General features: G+C 67.7%; 15 protein-coding genes. 8 read left to right on the plus strand and 7 right to left on the minus strand.

The window, feature by feature from the left end; genetic code table 11:
* Positions 1-9: 9 nt before the first annotated feature.
* On the minus strand, positions 10-1,821 hold the full coding sequence (locus tag C492_RS03260) for a ribosome biogenesis/translation initiation ATPase RLI (RefSeq protein ID WP_008420454.1): 1,812 nt from the start codon (positions 1,819-1,821) through the stop codon (positions 10-12).
* Complete coding sequence (locus tag C492_RS03265) at positions 1,822-2,157, minus strand: EMC6-like membrane protein (protein ID WP_008420455.1); 336 nt, start codon at positions 2,155-2,157, stop codon at positions 1,822-1,824.
* Positions 2,158-2,527: 370 nt separating this feature from the next.
* On the opposite strand from C492_RS03265, the gene C492_RS03270 reads away from it, so the two are divergent.
* Together C492_RS03270 and C492_RS03275 are read left to right on the plus strand one after the other, a co-directional pair.
* Positions 2,528-2,821 carry a winged helix-turn-helix domain-containing protein gene (locus C492_RS03270; RefSeq protein ID WP_008420456.1) on the plus strand — a complete coding sequence of 98 codons (294 nt, stop codon included), beginning with the start codon at positions 2,528-2,530 and terminating at the stop codon, positions 2,819-2,821.
* A gap of 45 nt (positions 2,822-2,866) precedes the next feature.
* On the plus strand, positions 2,867-3,274 hold the full coding sequence (locus tag C492_RS03275) for a hypothetical protein (protein WP_008420457.1): 408 nt from the start codon (positions 2,867-2,869) through the stop codon (positions 3,272-3,274).
* 3 nt (positions 3,275-3,277) lie between these two features.
* Here C492_RS03275 and C492_RS03280 read toward each other — a convergent pair whose 3' ends face one another.
* Positions 3,278-4,174 (minus strand): NAD+ synthase, encoded by an 897-nt coding sequence (locus C492_RS03280; RefSeq protein WP_008420458.1) that lies wholly within the window; start codon positions 4,172-4,174, stop codon positions 3,278-3,280.
* Positions 4,175-4,601: 427 nt separating this feature from the next.
* Positions 4,602-6,470 (minus strand): PINc/VapC family ATPase, encoded by a 1,869-nt coding sequence (locus C492_RS03285; RefSeq protein WP_008420459.1) that lies wholly within the window; start codon positions 6,468-6,470, stop codon positions 4,602-4,604.
* 111 nt (positions 6,471-6,581) lie between these two features.
* Between C492_RS03285 and C492_RS03290 the strand changes: the two genes are divergently transcribed.
* Complete coding sequence (locus C492_RS03290) at positions 6,582-7,658, plus strand: M20 family metallopeptidase (RefSeq protein WP_008420460.1); 1,077 nt, start codon at positions 6,582-6,584, stop codon at positions 7,656-7,658.
* A gap of 4 nt (positions 7,659-7,662) precedes the next feature.
* Here C492_RS03290 and C492_RS03295 read toward each other — a convergent pair whose 3' ends face one another.
* Both C492_RS03295 and C492_RS03300 read right to left on the minus strand, forming a co-directional pair.
* The gene (locus C492_RS03295; protein WP_008420461.1) at positions 7,663-7,950 is read right to left on the minus strand and encodes an FmdB family zinc ribbon protein; all 288 of its coding nucleotides are present in this window, start codon (positions 7,948-7,950) and stop codon (positions 7,663-7,665) included.
* A 92-nt stretch (positions 7,951-8,042) separates the two neighbouring features.
* Entirely contained in the window at positions 8,043-8,399 is a 357-nt protein-coding gene (locus C492_RS03300; RefSeq protein ID WP_049892659.1) for a hypothetical protein, read from the minus strand.
* A gap of 165 nt (positions 8,400-8,564) precedes the next feature.
* Between C492_RS03300 and C492_RS03305 the strand changes: the two genes are divergently transcribed.
* The 5 genes from C492_RS03305 to C492_RS03325 all read left to right on the plus strand — a co-directional run bounded on the left by C492_RS03305 (position 8,565) and on the right by C492_RS03325 (position 12,968).
* Positions 8,565-10,094: a carboxypeptidase M32 gene (locus tag C492_RS03305; RefSeq protein WP_008420463.1), complete on the plus strand. Its 1,530-nt coding sequence runs from the start codon at positions 8,565-8,567 to the stop codon at positions 10,092-10,094.
* A gap of 61 nt (positions 10,095-10,155) precedes the next feature.
* Complete coding sequence (locus C492_RS03310) at positions 10,156-10,896, plus strand: SDR family oxidoreductase (protein WP_008420464.1); 741 nt, start codon at positions 10,156-10,158, stop codon at positions 10,894-10,896.
* Positions 10,897-10,975: 79 nt separating this feature from the next.
* The gene (locus C492_RS03315) at positions 10,976-11,530 is read left to right on the plus strand and encodes a hypothetical protein (protein ID WP_008420465.1); all 555 of its coding nucleotides are present in this window, start codon (positions 10,976-10,978) and stop codon (positions 11,528-11,530) included.
* Between the two features lie 53 nt (positions 11,531-11,583).
* Positions 11,584-12,555, plus strand: a complete 972-nt coding sequence (locus tag C492_RS03320) for a cobalamin-binding protein (protein ID WP_008420466.1) — start codon at positions 11,584-11,586, stop codon at positions 12,553-12,555.
* A 2-nt stretch (positions 12,556-12,557) separates the two neighbouring features.
* Positions 12,558-12,968 carry a desampylase gene (locus C492_RS03325; RefSeq protein ID WP_008420467.1) on the plus strand — a complete coding sequence of 137 codons (411 nt, stop codon included), beginning with the start codon at positions 12,558-12,560 and terminating at the stop codon, positions 12,966-12,968.
* A gap of 10 nt (positions 12,969-12,978) precedes the next feature.
* On the opposite strand, the gene C492_RS03330 is transcribed toward C492_RS03325, so the two are convergent.
* Positions 12,979-14,034 (minus strand): S66 family peptidase, encoded by a 1,056-nt coding sequence (locus tag C492_RS03330; RefSeq protein WP_008420468.1) that lies wholly within the window; start codon positions 14,032-14,034, stop codon positions 12,979-12,981.
* Positions 14,035-14,049 lie beyond the last annotated feature (15 nt).

Genomic DNA, 14,049 nt, shown 5'->3' on the forward strand with positions numbered 1-14,049 from the left:
CGAGCCGACCTACGGCGAGTAGTAGTACTCTCCTTCCCGTTTTTGCTCGCGGTCGAGCTGTGACTCCGGCTTGTTGATCCGCGGACGCGAGGTGCGCTCGTCCCGCCGGAACGTGATCTCGAGGTTCGAGAGGAAGTCGTTCATCCCCTCCCGCATGGGCTGGGGCTCGCTGGCGCGGCCGTGCATCGCGGGCTCGCCCTCGAAGACCATCAGGCGATCGGCCAGCAGGTCGATCGTGTAGATGTCGTGGTCGATGACCATCACCGTCGCGTCCTGCTGTTCGGCGTAGCGGCGAATCGCGCTGGTGGCCTGGACCCGCTGTTCGACGTCGAGGTGGGCGGAGGGCTCGTCGAGCAGGTACAGATCCGCCGAATCGGACAGACAGGCCGCGATGGCGACCCGCTGGCGCTCCCCGCCGGAGAGATCCGAGAGGTTCTGTTCCATGATCCGCTCGAGTTGCAGCGGCTGGGCGATCTCGGTGTTCCAGTACGAGGACCCGAACTGGTCCGTGATCGAGGAGAGGAAGGCGTCGACCCGCATGTGCTGGTCGATGGTGACGTACTGGGGCTTGTAGGAGATGTCGAGGTCGAGGTCGGCGTCCCCCGCCGTGGGCTCGAGGTTCCCCGTCAGCAGCTTCGCGAACGTCGACTTCCCGATCCCGTTGGGACCGACGATGCCGAGTACCTCGTTGCGGTGGATCTCCCCGCCCTCGATCTCGAGGGTGAACTCGCCGTCGCCGTAACTCTTGGTGAGGTCGGGGTAGTCGACCAGCACGTCGCCGTGGGTCGCGGTCCGGGGGGCGTGTTCCTCGAACTCGATGGGGTCCTGTCGGATCCGCATGTTCTCGTTGTCGAGGTAGCCCGAGAGGTACTCGTTGATCCCGTTGCGGACCGACTTCGGCGAGGTGATGACGCCGTAGGCGCCGGGCTCACCGTACGCGACGTGGAGCGTGTCGGCGAGCAGGTCCAGGATCGCGAGGTCGTGCTCGACGACCAGCATCGACCGGTCCTCCTCCTCGGCGAGTTCGCGGATCAGCCGCGCCGCGGTGACGCGTTGCCCGATGTCGAGATAGGGCGTCACCTCGTCGAGGAAGTAGAAGTCCGTATCGCGGGCCAGGGTCGCCGCGAGCGCGACCCGCTGGAGCTCACCGCCCGAGAGGTCGTCGATCGCCTGGTCCATCACGGGACCGATCTCGAGGCGCTCGACCAGCGAGTCCAGGGCGTCCCGTTCGTCGGTTCGCTCGAGCAGCTCGCGGGTGTTGCCGTCGAAGCTCTCGGGGATCTGGTCGACGTACTGGGGCTTGCGGGCGACGGTGACCTCGCCGTCGCGGACGTCGGCGATGTAGTCCTGTAGTTCCGTTCCGCGGTAGGCCTCGAGGACGTCGTCCCAGTCGACGGCCTCGTCGCGGCCGAGGTTCGGTTGGAGTTCGCCCTCGAGGATGCGGACGGCCGTGGTCTTCCCGATCCCGTTCGGCCCGAGGATACCCGTTACCTGTCCCTCCTGGGGGGCCGGCAGGCCGTACAGCGAGAAGGCGTTCTCGCCGTAGCGGTGGACGGGATCGTCCTGGAGCTCCTGGGGCAGGTTGATGATCTCGATGGCGTCGAACGGGCACTTCTCGACGCAGATGCCACAGGTCTCGCCCAGACAGATCTCCTCGGAGATGTGGATCTGGTCGGGCTGGCCCTGGTCGGCCTCCTCGCCCCGGAGCGTGATACACTCCTTGCCGGTGCGGTTCGGCGGACAGTAGTTCTTGCACTCGTAGCTACACCGGTCGGGCTGACACCGGTCTAAGTCTACGACGGCGATGCTGTCGTCGGCCATCTAGGACATCCCCCCCGTGGTGAGCAGGATTCCGAACGGGACGAACCAGAAGGCAAACGTCATGAAGGCGACGTACAGGTAGTGTTTCGTCCCGAACTCGTCGTCCCCGTAGATGCCCGTGAAGTCGTAGAGGACGATCTGGACGAGAATCGCGCCGGCGACGAGCAACAGCGCCCGCGTGTCGGTCGCGGCGGCGTTCGCCGCCTCGACGGACGAGATGTCTCCCGCCATCGCCACCGAGGCGAACGCGGCGCCGACGCCAAGCAGCGCCGAGAGCGCGGTTACGCTGACCGAGCGCACGTGCTCGCGCCGGTCGCTGATCGATTCGGTCGACATGGATCGAACTCAGTCGCCGGTAGTGAAAAGGGGTTCGCATTGCGAACCGAGCCGGACACCCGCTCGACTCGAGCGGCGCCGTCGCCGCCTCACCGATTCGGGTTCGTCCACCAGCCACGCGGAGAACTGCGACGGCGAGCCCGCTCACTCGAGCGCCGAACGGTTCCGTTCGGCGGGAAGCCACCGTCGCCGGTTTCCGCCGTCGACTCTCGTCGCCCCGCACTTCGGCTGACCAATCGGTCAAATACCGAGAATATCCCGTATAGCGTTCGTACCGCTATTTTACTCGTCAATATAGTAAATATATTTTGTGGATTTCCATCCCAGTAAGGCTCAACTTTTATACTACTGGGAGCTTTCGAATCGTAATATGACTGCGACTGACGGCGAGGACCTCGAGGATCTGCCACCGAGCGCGAAACTCGTTTTCAAGGTTCTCGAGTACGACGGTCCGCTGACCCAAAAGCAGATCGTCGAGGAGTCGATGCTCTCGGCTCGGACCGTCCGGTACGCGCTCGAGCGCCTCGAGGAGATCGGGATCGTCGACGAGGACATCTACTTCGCCGACGCCCGACAGAGTCTCTACCGCCTGGAGGAGCCCGTCGCCGCCGACGGCAGCGGCGTCGAGGAGTCGCCCAAGAACGACGCCTGCTGCGCGGAGTAAGCCGAAAAGCGGCAGGGTTATGTCTCGCTGGTGACCGTTTCGGCTATGGACAAGGAGCGATTGCCGCGGTGGGGGTGGTTGCTGGTCGGACTGTTCGCCATGTCCGTTCTCGCGCAGCTTCTGAACCAGCTCGTCCTGTTCCCGGCCGGCCTCCCCGAGGCGTATCAGTCGATCACCGTCATCACGCTCATGTCGCCGGTGTTGATCTACGTCGGCGTCTGGTACGACGACGATCGCCAGCACTACTGGGAACGGTCCCGGGAGCGGATCGTCGCCGACGTCGCGTTCGTCCTCGCCGGCGCGGCGCTTGGGTCGTCGGTGGCGCTGGTCGCGATCGTCGAGTTCGGTCTGCCCCAGCTGGCCCAGGACCTCGCCGCGATGGCCGTCGGGTTCATGCTCTCGTGGGGGTTGTTCTGGTGGCGCAATCCCGAGGTCTACCGCAGCCTCGAGTAGCCCTCAGGGATCGACCGCACCCACTCCCACGCGGCCGGCGATCCCGGGCGTGCGAGGCGTTCGCCGCTTGTGTGCCGTCCGGACGCACCGCGAGACGAGCTCGCGAGCGAGGTCGGGCTCGAGCTCGAGGGCGTCGATCGCCGCCTCGAGGGAGCCGTCCTCGTCGACGAACCGCCGTAGCAGGGGATCGATGACGTCGTACGACGCCCCGAGCTCGTCGGCGTCGGTCTGGGTCGCCCAGAAGCCGGCGGTCGGCGCCTTGCTGACGATCCGGCGAGGGACGCCGAGCCGTTTCGCGAGCGCCCGTACCTCGGTCTTGTAGAGATCGCCGATCGGGTAGACGTCGGCTGCACCGTCGCCGTACTTCGTGAAGTAGCCGAGCAGGAGTTCCGAGCGGTTCGCCGTCCCGACCACGAGTCGGGAGTCGCGATTGGCGGCGTAGTACGCACAGGCCATCCGCAGCCGTGCGACCACGTTTCCGAGCGCGTAATTGCGCTCGTTCGGTCGGTCGGGCGACTCGGGTTCGAACTCGGCCGCGACCGTCTCCTCGAACGCGTCGAGCAGCGGCTGGAGCTGGATCTCCCGAAACTCCATTCCGAGCCCGTCGGCGATCGTTCGGGCCTCGTTGACCTGCGTGCGGTCGCTCTTGTGACAGGGCAGTCCGAGCCCGAGCACTCGGTCGCTGCCGACCGCTTCGACGGCCAGCGCGGCGGTTACGGTCGAGTCGATCCCGCCGCTCATCGCCACGACGACGCCGTCGGCGTCGGCGCCGGAGACGGTCCGCCGGAGGTCGTCGACGATCCGGTTCCGGACCGTCTCGAGAGCGTCCCGGTCGGTGATGAACGGTCCGCGACCGTTCTCGAGCTCGGAGTAGACGAACGTTTTCCGTTTAGCACTCATAGTTGGATTACCCCGTATTGATACACGGTTATCCAGACATTTGTATCGTATAAGTGTTTTGTGACTATACAACTAGTAATCCCAGTATGGGTTGAGATACCACGGACAGGTTCGAAGATAACTGGACGGACGACCGATCGCTCACGTCGAATCCGAATATTCGATACGACGAGACGACCGGCGAACGGCGTCGCTCGAAGAGGTCGTCGAACGGCTTTCGACGACGGAACGATCGTGACCGAATCCGTTCGATCGCTCGCTCCGTTCGCGCCCGCTCCTCGAAAGTCTCCCCGAGAGCGAAGCTCTCGCTGGTCTTTCGCTCGTCTCACTCACGAAGACACTGAAAAGCCGCTCGTTCACTAACTCACGGGCGCTGCCCGTCGTCCTTTCGCGGCGCGTCTCGGCGCTCCCGTTCGCTCGCGGACGACTACGAGGGGACGACCGTGATCGGATCCTTTCGGTCGATCGCTCGCTCGAGATCGTCCGCGATCGCGCTGCCCCGCGAGACCTGGATCTCGCCGCCGCGGCTCACCGTCGCGGTAAAGAGGTAGTCGCCGCCGGCCTGGACCTCGACGGTCTCGCCGTGGCTGCCGTCGACGGGGATCACGATGTGGCGCGAGGTGATCTCCGGTTCGACCAGTTCGCCGGTCTGGCCGCCCGACGGCGCACCGCCGCCTCCGGAGCCGCCACCGCCGCTCCCGTAGTTCGGGTTCTCGTCGTGGGTCCGGACGTCGATATCGATCCCGAGGCGGTTCTCGATGTCGGTGATTCGGCCGCCGCCCTTGCCGATCACGCTCGAGATGTCGTCGTCCTCGACGTAGGCGACCGCCTTGTCCTGGCTCTTGAGGTCGACGTCGACGTAGCCTCGTGCGACCGAGCGGATCTCGCGTTCGATCTCCTGTTTGGCGATGCGGTCGACGCCCGACTCGCTTCCGGGTCCGTCCTCGTCGTCGGTGAGCGGGACGGTGACGACCTGGCGGTTGAACGTGTAGATCTCGTAGTCGGGTTCGCCCGTCTCGAAGTCGGTGACCTGGATGACGGGTCGAGCGAGGTCCTCCTCGGTGAGCCCCGCGGGGACCTTGACCTCTGTGCGGACGTCGTAGACGGTGTCGACCTCTCCGGCCTCGATGTAGACGACGGTGTCGACGACCTGGGGGATCATCCCGAGTTCCACTCGACCGACGAGTCGCTGGAGCGCGTCGATGGGGCGGGTCGCGTGGACGACGCCGATCATCCCGACGCCGGCCAGGCGCATGTCCGCGAAGACCTCGAAGTCGTCGGTCTTGCGGACCTCGTCGTAGATCGTGTAGTCCGGTCGGACCATCAGCAGAGCGTCGGCGGTCTTCTCCATCTCGCCCGCGAGTTCGGTGTACTGGGTGATCTCCGGGCCGACCTGCAGGTCCCGCGGTTTCTCCATCGTCTTGACCGCGTAGTCGTGATCGGAGATGAAGCGGGCGACCGCCTGCGCGAACGTCGACTTCCCGGCGCCCGGCGCCCCCGAGATGAGGACGCCCCGCTGGCGCTCGAGCAGGCGATCCTTCAGCTCGTCGGCCTTCTCGTAGTCCTCGATGTCGGTCTGGGCGATCGGGCGGACGGCGGTGATCTCGATGCCGTCCGAGAACGGGGGTCGGCCGATCGCGATCCGGTAGTCCCGGAACTGGACGATCTTCATCCCCGGCTCCGAGAGCTCGATGAAGCCGTCGTGGGACTCCTTGGCGCCGTCGACGATCTCGCGTGCGTACTCGTCGATCGTCTCCTCGTCCAGGGGTTCGTCGGCGATCTCCTCGTAGCGCATCTCGCCGAGTTCGCCCCGTTTTGCCTTCGGGACGGCCCCGGCGCGCAGGTGAACGCTCATCGTCTGGTCGTCGAAGAATTCCTCGACGGTCAGGGTCCCGACCTCCCGGACCTCCGGCGAAATGTGCTCGACCTCGAGGCCCTTGGCCTGGGCGACCTCGGCCTGGACGATGTCGCTGGTGAGGAAGGTCGCCCCCAGCTCCTCGGCGAGGTCGCGGATCAGCGCGTCGATCTCGCCCTCGGAGGCGTGGCCGCGCTCGATGGCGTTGGGTCGGTCGCCGACGTACTCGAGGTCGATCCGTCCCTCGTCGGCCAGCTCCGCGAGCCGCTGGAGCTCGGAGAGGCCGTCCCAGCCGCTGTCGAGGCCGTCGTTTGCCTGCGCCTCGAGCTCCGCGACGACGGCTTCCGGTACCGAGATCGTCGCTCCCTCGAACTGCCCGTCTTCGATCGTCGCCGAGACGCGGCCGTCGATGACCACGCTCGTATCCGGCACGACATTCATACGCTATACTGGTTCCCGAACGGCAATAAGGATGTTCAAGCACACGAAAGGGACGCCAGTCGATCCCACGACTGCGGTGCAGTCAACTTCCCGGAACCGAAAGGACGAGCCATGTCGGTCACCGATCTGACCCGAGAACTCGCCGCGATCCCCAGCCACGAGGACGAGACCGCCGCGGGGGACTTCCTCGAGGCGTGGCTGCGCCGCGAGACCCCGGCCGAAGTGACTCGAGACGAGGCCGGCAACGTCTTCGCCAGGAAGGGCGCGGGCGAGGAGACGCTCGCGCTCGTCGGTCACCACGACGTCGTCGAGCCCGCCGACTCGCAGGTCGGCCCCGGCGGCGAGTACGTTCTCGAGGAGCGCGACGGCCGCCTCTACGGGCGGGGGACGGCGGACATGAAGGGCGCCGTGGCCGCGGCGGCGATCGCGTTCAGAGAGGCCGACCCGGCGGGCGAACTCGTCTTCGCGAGCTTCGTCGGCGAGGAGGTCGGCGGCGTCGGCGCGCGCCACGCCATCGACGAGGGATTCGCGCCCGACTACGCCGTCGTCGGCGAGGGGTCGACGGGGTACTCCGCGCCCGGCGTCACCGACGTCGCCGTCGCCCACAAGGGGCGGCGCGGAAGCACGATCACCGCTCGAGGCGAGCGCGCTCACGCGAGCGAGCAGGAGGCCGGCGAGAACGCGATCTACCGTGCGAGCGACGCCGTCGACGTCGTCCGCGACCTCGAGCCGCCAGCGGTCGAGGTCGCCGGCGAGACGCTCGGGGGCAGCGTCGTCGTCACCGAGATCGAGGGCGGGACGGCGATGAACGTCGTTCCCGACCGCTGCGAGCTGACGGTCGACGAACGGACCGTTCCGGGGGAACGGGCCGCCCTCGAGCGGGTCGCCGACCTCGAGGGCGTCGCGTGGACGGTCGACCAGGACCTCCCGCCGATGGAGTGTGGCGACGAGGCCTTCGCCGAAGCGGTCCGCGAGGCTGCCGACGGCGCCCAACCCGGCGCGCCGGAGCTCGTGACGAAACCGCACGCGACCGACGCCGGCTGGCTCTCGCAGGCGGGGACCGACTGCGTGATCTGTGGCGCCGCCGAGCCCGGCGAGGCCCACACCGATGCCGAGAGCGTCTCGATCGACGTCCTCGAGCGCTGCGCCGATCTCTACCGACGGACCGCGGAGTCGTGGCCGCGGTGAGCGGTTACTCCCGCTCCGACTCGTCGCCGCTCCCGGTCGAGGGGGACGCACCGTCGACGGACTCGTCGACCGCCCGCTCGGCGGACGCGTCCTCGGTAGCGTCGTCCGTTCCGTCGTCCGAGTCGGCGACCCGTCGGGTCACGCGCTCGCTTCCACACTCCGGACACGCCTGGTCCGTGTAGAACTGGTTGCCACACGCCTCGCAGACGTAGCCCGCCTCGTCGGCGGCCGCCTCCTTCGCCTCGTGCGTGAACTCCCCGACCTTCCGGCCGAGGTTCTCGAAGAAACCCATTGTGCGACGTTGTCGACCGACGCGGATAACTCTTCGTCGTCGACGGTCACACCGGCGAGTGCGAGAAGAGTGCTCGAGCCGCGAGTCCGAGATCAGGTGCCCGGAACGCCCACGGCCTCGAAGCCGGTCGCTCCGAGGAACGCGAGGACGTACAGTACGACCAGTACCGACAGCCAGGCGACGATCGTGATCGTGATCGCCTCGAACCAGCCGCCGGGGTACCGGGAGTTGATCACCGCGAGGTACGCGATGAACACCAGGATCGGTCCCAGCAGCGGGATCCACCCCAGGAAGAACCCGACGACCGACCAGACAATCGCGCCGAGGAGGGCGGTGACGAACGCGTAGGTGTAGTTCTCGACGTCGACGACGAACTTCGCGCCCAGGAAGATCCCGAGGCCGCCGATTAGCAAACTCACGACGAATACGACGAGTGATGCGACTACCATTGCGCTAGGGTACTCGCCGCTGCCGGAAAACAGTTCGTGGCTTGCAATTTCCAGATGCGTATCGTTCGCGATGCGTTCCAGCCGAATCGCCGGCTCGAGATCCCGCGAGCCGACGGCGTGCCGGAACCACGACGTTGATGACGATTCCCCAAGTAGTGTCAGCCAATGGCAACCGACCAGGCCCGGAGCGAGCACCACGGCGAGACGTACGAGCAGTTCGAAGGGCGGATCGCTCGGATCGCAAACGTCGGCAACGCGGCCGGCGTCCTCCGCTGGGACCAGGAGGTCGTCATGCCCGAATCGGGCACTCCCGCCCGCGCACAGCAGCTCTCGGCGCTGTCCTCGATCAGCCACGAGCTGTTGACCGCCGACGAAACCGGCGACCTGCTCGAGGAGCTGGAATCCGCGGCGCTCGACGACGGGCAACGGGCCGTCGTCCGCGAGATCCGGCGGCAGTACGACCGCGAGACCAGCGTTCCCCGGGAGCTCGTCGAGGAGATCTCCGAGACGACCGCCAACGCCCACCCGACCTGGAAACGCGCCAGGGAGGACGACGACTTCGAGGCGTTCGCGCCCACCCTCGAGAAGCTGGTGGAGCTCAAACGCGAGTACGCCCACCACATCGATCCCGACGCCGACCCCTACGCCGTGCTCTTCGCCGACTACGAGCCCTACATCGACCTCGAGACCGCCGAGCGCGTCCTCGAGCGCCTGCGCGAGGAGCTCGTCCCGCTGATCGACGCGATCCAGGATGCCGACGCCGACCTCGCGACGGACACCTTCGCCGGCGAGTTCGACGACGACGATCAGGAGGCGCTGGCTCGGGACGTCCTCGACGAGCTCGGCTACGACTGGGAGCGGGGCCGTCTCGACACCGCACCCCACCCGTTCTCCTCGGGAACGCAGTTCGACGCCCGCGTCACCACCCGCTTCGAGGAGGACGACCTGCTGGGCTCGCTGACCTCGACGGTCCACGAGTTCGGCCACGCCAACTACACGCTCGGGCTTCCCGACGACGAGTACGGTACCCCCCTCGGCGAAGCTCGCGATCTGTCGGTCCACGAGTCCCAGTCCCGGCTCTGGGAGAACCACGTCGGTCGCTCGCGGCCGTTCTGGGAGCGGTTCCTGCCGACCGTCGCCGACCGCTTCCCCGGGCTCGAGGGCGCCACTCCGGAGGCGGCCTACGAGGCCGCCAACCAGGTGTACGACGACAACCTGATCCGGGTCGAGGCCGACGAGCTCACCTACCACCTCCACATCGTGATCCGCTTCGAGATCGAGCGCGCCCTGATCGCGGGCGACCTCGAGGTGAGCGAGGTGCCGGACGTCTGGAACGACAAGTACGAGGAGTACCTCGGGGTCCGGCCCGAGACCGACGCGGAGGGCTGTCTGCAGGACATCCACTGGTCCCACGGCTCCTTCGGCTACTTCCCGACGTACTCGCTGGGGTCGGTCCTCTCGGCTCAGCTCTACGCGGCCGCGGAAGACGAGTTGGGCGATCTCGACGAGGATATTCGAGCGGGGGAGTTCGACGAGCTCAACGGCTGGCTCCGCGAGAACGTCCACCGCCACGGCAAGCGCTACACGACGCCCGAGCTGATCGAGCGAGCGACCGGGGAGGAGTTGGCCGCCGACTCCTTCCTCGAGTACGCGACCTCGAAGTACGGCGAGCTGTACGACCTCGAGGCGTACTGAGTCCGCGGCGTCGAGCGCGCTTGCAGAAACGCTTAGGGGCGAGCGTCCGACCCTCACCACGATGACCGACCAACTCGAGCAGCAGACGGCGATCGTCACCGGGGCGAGCTCCGGGATCGGCGCGGCGACCTGTCGAGAGCTCGCGGACGCGGGCGCGAACGTCGTCCTCGCGGCCCGCAGCGAGGGCGACCTCGAGGAGCTGGCGGACGAACTCGAGACCGACCACGGCGTCGAGACCCTCGTCGTCCCGACGAACGTCCGCGAGGAAGGCGACGTCGACGCCCTGATCGAGGAGACCGTCGAGGAGTTCGGCGGCTTCGATATCCTGGTGAACAACGCGGGGCTCTCCCGGGGGAGCGAAGTCGCCGAGATGAGCACCGAGGAGTACGAGACGATGCAGGAGACCAACGTCGACGGGGTCTTCTACGCGACCCGCGCGGCGCTTCCCCACGTCCGCGAGCGGGAGGGGCACCTGATCTTCCTGGGGAGCTTCGCCGGGTACTATCCGCGCCCCTTCAACCCGATATACGCCGCCACGAAGTGGTGGGTGCGAGGCTTCGCCAAGAGCGTCGCGGCCCAGGTCGGCGACGACGACGTCGGCGTCAGCGTGATCAACCCGGCGGAGGTCCGCTCGGAGTTCGAGACCGCCAGCGGCGAGACGTTCGCCGAGGCCTACGACGAGGACGAGGCCAGCGCGCCCGAGGAGGTCGCCGAGGCGATCCGCTTCGTCGCGAGTCAGGACCACTCGAGCGTGAGCGAGCTCGATATCAACCGGCGGGACAAGTTCGCCGACACCTTCTGAGGGGGACGGCCCCCGAAGGGATAAAAGAGGCTGGGAGTGCCGGCTCTACCCTTACCCCGGACGGGACCAACGTTCGCGTATGCGAATTTCGATCCCCGGCTTCGACGGCGTCTACTTCGACACCGACGCCGAGTCGTCTGCGCTGGCCCTCGCCTTTACCGCGGCGGGTCGCCGCGCCCCGAAACCCCACGGGTACGCCGTTCAGCTGCTGCCCCATCTGTGGTCGTTCGACGTCGACCTGCGCGAAGTCCCCAACGGACACCCGATTCAGTACCTCCACCCGGAAGGCGCCCGGAGCCTCGGCGAGCTCTCCGGCGAGGGGGGCGTCCGGCGGGCGGGCACCGAACTCGAGCGAGTGTTGCGGTTCGTCTGGGCGGTCAACCAGCAGGTCGAGTCCGCAACCGGAACGCTGATCGGCCACGAGCGGGAGGCTCACGACGGCGTCACCATCGAGATCGCCGACGGGAGCGTCGGCGTCGACGGCGACGAGCTCGAGACCGACGAGTTCGACGTCGACGACGGCGGCGAGACGACGATCGACATCGAGGACGACCCGACCGAGCAGCCCGGCGACTCGGCGGAGCCCGACCACGAGTTCGGCGACGACTCCGATCGCGACCTCGACGAGTACTGACGGCCTCCGGCCTCGGGGCGGCCGCTTTTGTCCCTGCCGTTCCTACGGCCGGTATGCGAATCGTTACGACGCTTCCCTCGGCGACCGAGCTCGTCGCCGCGCTCGGGACCGAGCCCGTCGGCGTCTCCCACGAGTGCGACTATCCGCCGAGCGTCGCGTCGCTGCCATCGATCACGCGCTCCCGTATCGACGCCGACGCCTCGAGCGAGGAGATCGACCGCCAGGTCCTCGAGATCGGCGAGACCGACGACGGCGTCTACGAGGTCGACGTCGACCTGCTCGAAGAACTCGAGCCCGACCTGATCGTCACCCAGGGGATGTGCGACGTCTGCGCGGTCGACGAGGCGGTGATCGCCGACGCGGTCGCGCGGATCGACGCGGATCCCGACGTACTGACCGTCGATCCCCACACCGTCGCGGACGTGCTGGACGACCTCGAGCGGATCGGCCGCGCGACCGATCGCGAGGAGCGAGCCCGCGAGGTGCGGGCGGAACTCGAGGCGCGGATCGACGCGGTGCGGAACCGCACCGCGGATATCGACGACGGCGATCGACCCCGCGTCGCGGTCTTCGACTGGACGGACCCCGCAATGATCGCGGGCCACTGGACGGCCGAACTCGTCGAGTGGGCAGGCGGCGAGTACGGACTGGCCGACGTCGGCCAGCGCTCGACGCCCCGCGAGTGGGAAGCAATCCTCGAGTACGATCCCGAACTCGTGGTCGTCGCCCCCTGCGGGTTCGGCCTCGAGCAGACGGCGACGAACCGAACGGATCTCACCGACCGCGAGGGCTGGGACGAGCTCGCGGCGGTCCGCGAGGACCGGGTGTGGGCGATGGACGGCCACCACTACCTCAACCGCCCCGGCCCGCGGCTCGTCGACACCCTCGAGGCGCTTTCGCCGATCGTCCACCCGGAGCGATTCGACGGGCCGCCCGAGTCGGTCGCCGTTCCGTTCGACGGGCTCGAGGAGTTCGCGTCGAACGCGTCCGGAACGACCGAGACCCGGGCCGATCAGGTGCCCTGATCGTGCTCGCCCTTCCGAAAGCGGTTCGAGCGGAAATCGTCGAACGGGCTCGAGGCGGGCGTCCGCTCGAGATCTGTGGCGTTCTCGGGGGCGAGTACGACCCGACCGGTCGGAGCGAGGTTGGGTCGCAGTACCCCGCCGAGAACGTCGCCGAGCATCCCCGCACCCGATACCGGATCGATCCCGAGGAACAGCTCGCGATCTTCGATCGCCTCGAGGCCCGCGACGAGGAGATCGTCGGCTTCTACCACTCCCACCCGCGGGGCCCGCCCCGCCCGAGCGAGACCGACGCGGCCGACGCGACCTGGTCCGACCGCTCGTACGTCATCGTCTCGCTTGAGCCCTTCGAGGTCGGCTCCTGGCGCTGGCGCGAGGACGACGGGTTCGAGCGCGAGGACGTCGCCGTCGAGTGAGCGTCGTCGTTCAGCGACACCGAACGGTTTCCGACCTCGGGTCCAGTTCCAGACGACCCCCGATCGGCAGCGGCGCGATCGGGGTCGTGTGTCCCCAGTCGAGACCCAGCAGGACGGGCGCCTCGAGATTGTACCGTCGAACCTGCTCGAGGATCTCGTCGTAGAGTCGGTCGCGGTAGCGCTCCCGCTGCTCGCGGGGCGGTTCCGCCAGGAAGCTCCGGGTCGGCGGACGCCCGACCACGACGCCGTCGAACCGCTCGAGGAGGCCGCGCTCGCCGAGACACATCAGCGTCCCGCCCACGGTCTCGGGCTCGGGAATCGATTCGGCGGTCTCGAGACACAGGATCGTCCCGTCCAGATCGGTCGGCGACGGCACGAACCGATCGGTCGCCAGGAACCACTCGACGATCGCGCGACAGCCGCCCCACGTTCGGCCCTCGACGGCGTCGGTCCCGCCAGCCCACCGTCGGCCCGGGTTCGGCTCGTACGCCGGCGGGGCGTCCATCTCGGAGGGATCGGTCCACCACGTCGAGGGCTCGTCGGTCCACTCCGGGGACGGCTCGAGCCGACCGAGGGCGTCCTCGAAGAACGCGCGCCGACAGTACCGTTCGGTGTAGGCGGACAGCTCGCCCGGGACGGCGAGTTCGTTCATCAGCTGGGCGCCATTGTACGAGACGACGCCGGCGTTCCACAGCAACAGCTGCAGGGCGGTGTTGTCGCTCATTCCGTAGAACCGGGTCGCGTTGGCCCGGAGGACGTCGGGATCGAGGTGTTTCAGGATCCGCAGCTGGTCGCTGCCGCCGATGGTCGCGACGATCCCGTCGATCTCGGGGTCGCGGAAGGCGGCGTGGACGTCCGCGGCCCTGGCACGGGGGTTGTCGGCGAGGAACGCGTTCCCCTGTCGAGCCGTCGGGTAGACGACCGGCTCGAGGCCGAACCGTTCCCGCAGTCGCTCGAGACCCAGCTCGAAGACGTGGGGTGCCTCCCGCGCGCCGCCGCTCGAGGGCGCGACGACGGCGACGCGATCCCCCCGTTCCAGCGGCGGCGGCGTGACGAACTCGGACATACCTCGGTGTCAACC

It is taken from the genome of Natronococcus jeotgali DSM 18795, assembly GCF_000337695.1.
GTDB lineage: Archaea > Halobacteriota > Halobacteria > Halobacteriales > Natrialbaceae > Natronococcus > Natronococcus jeotgali.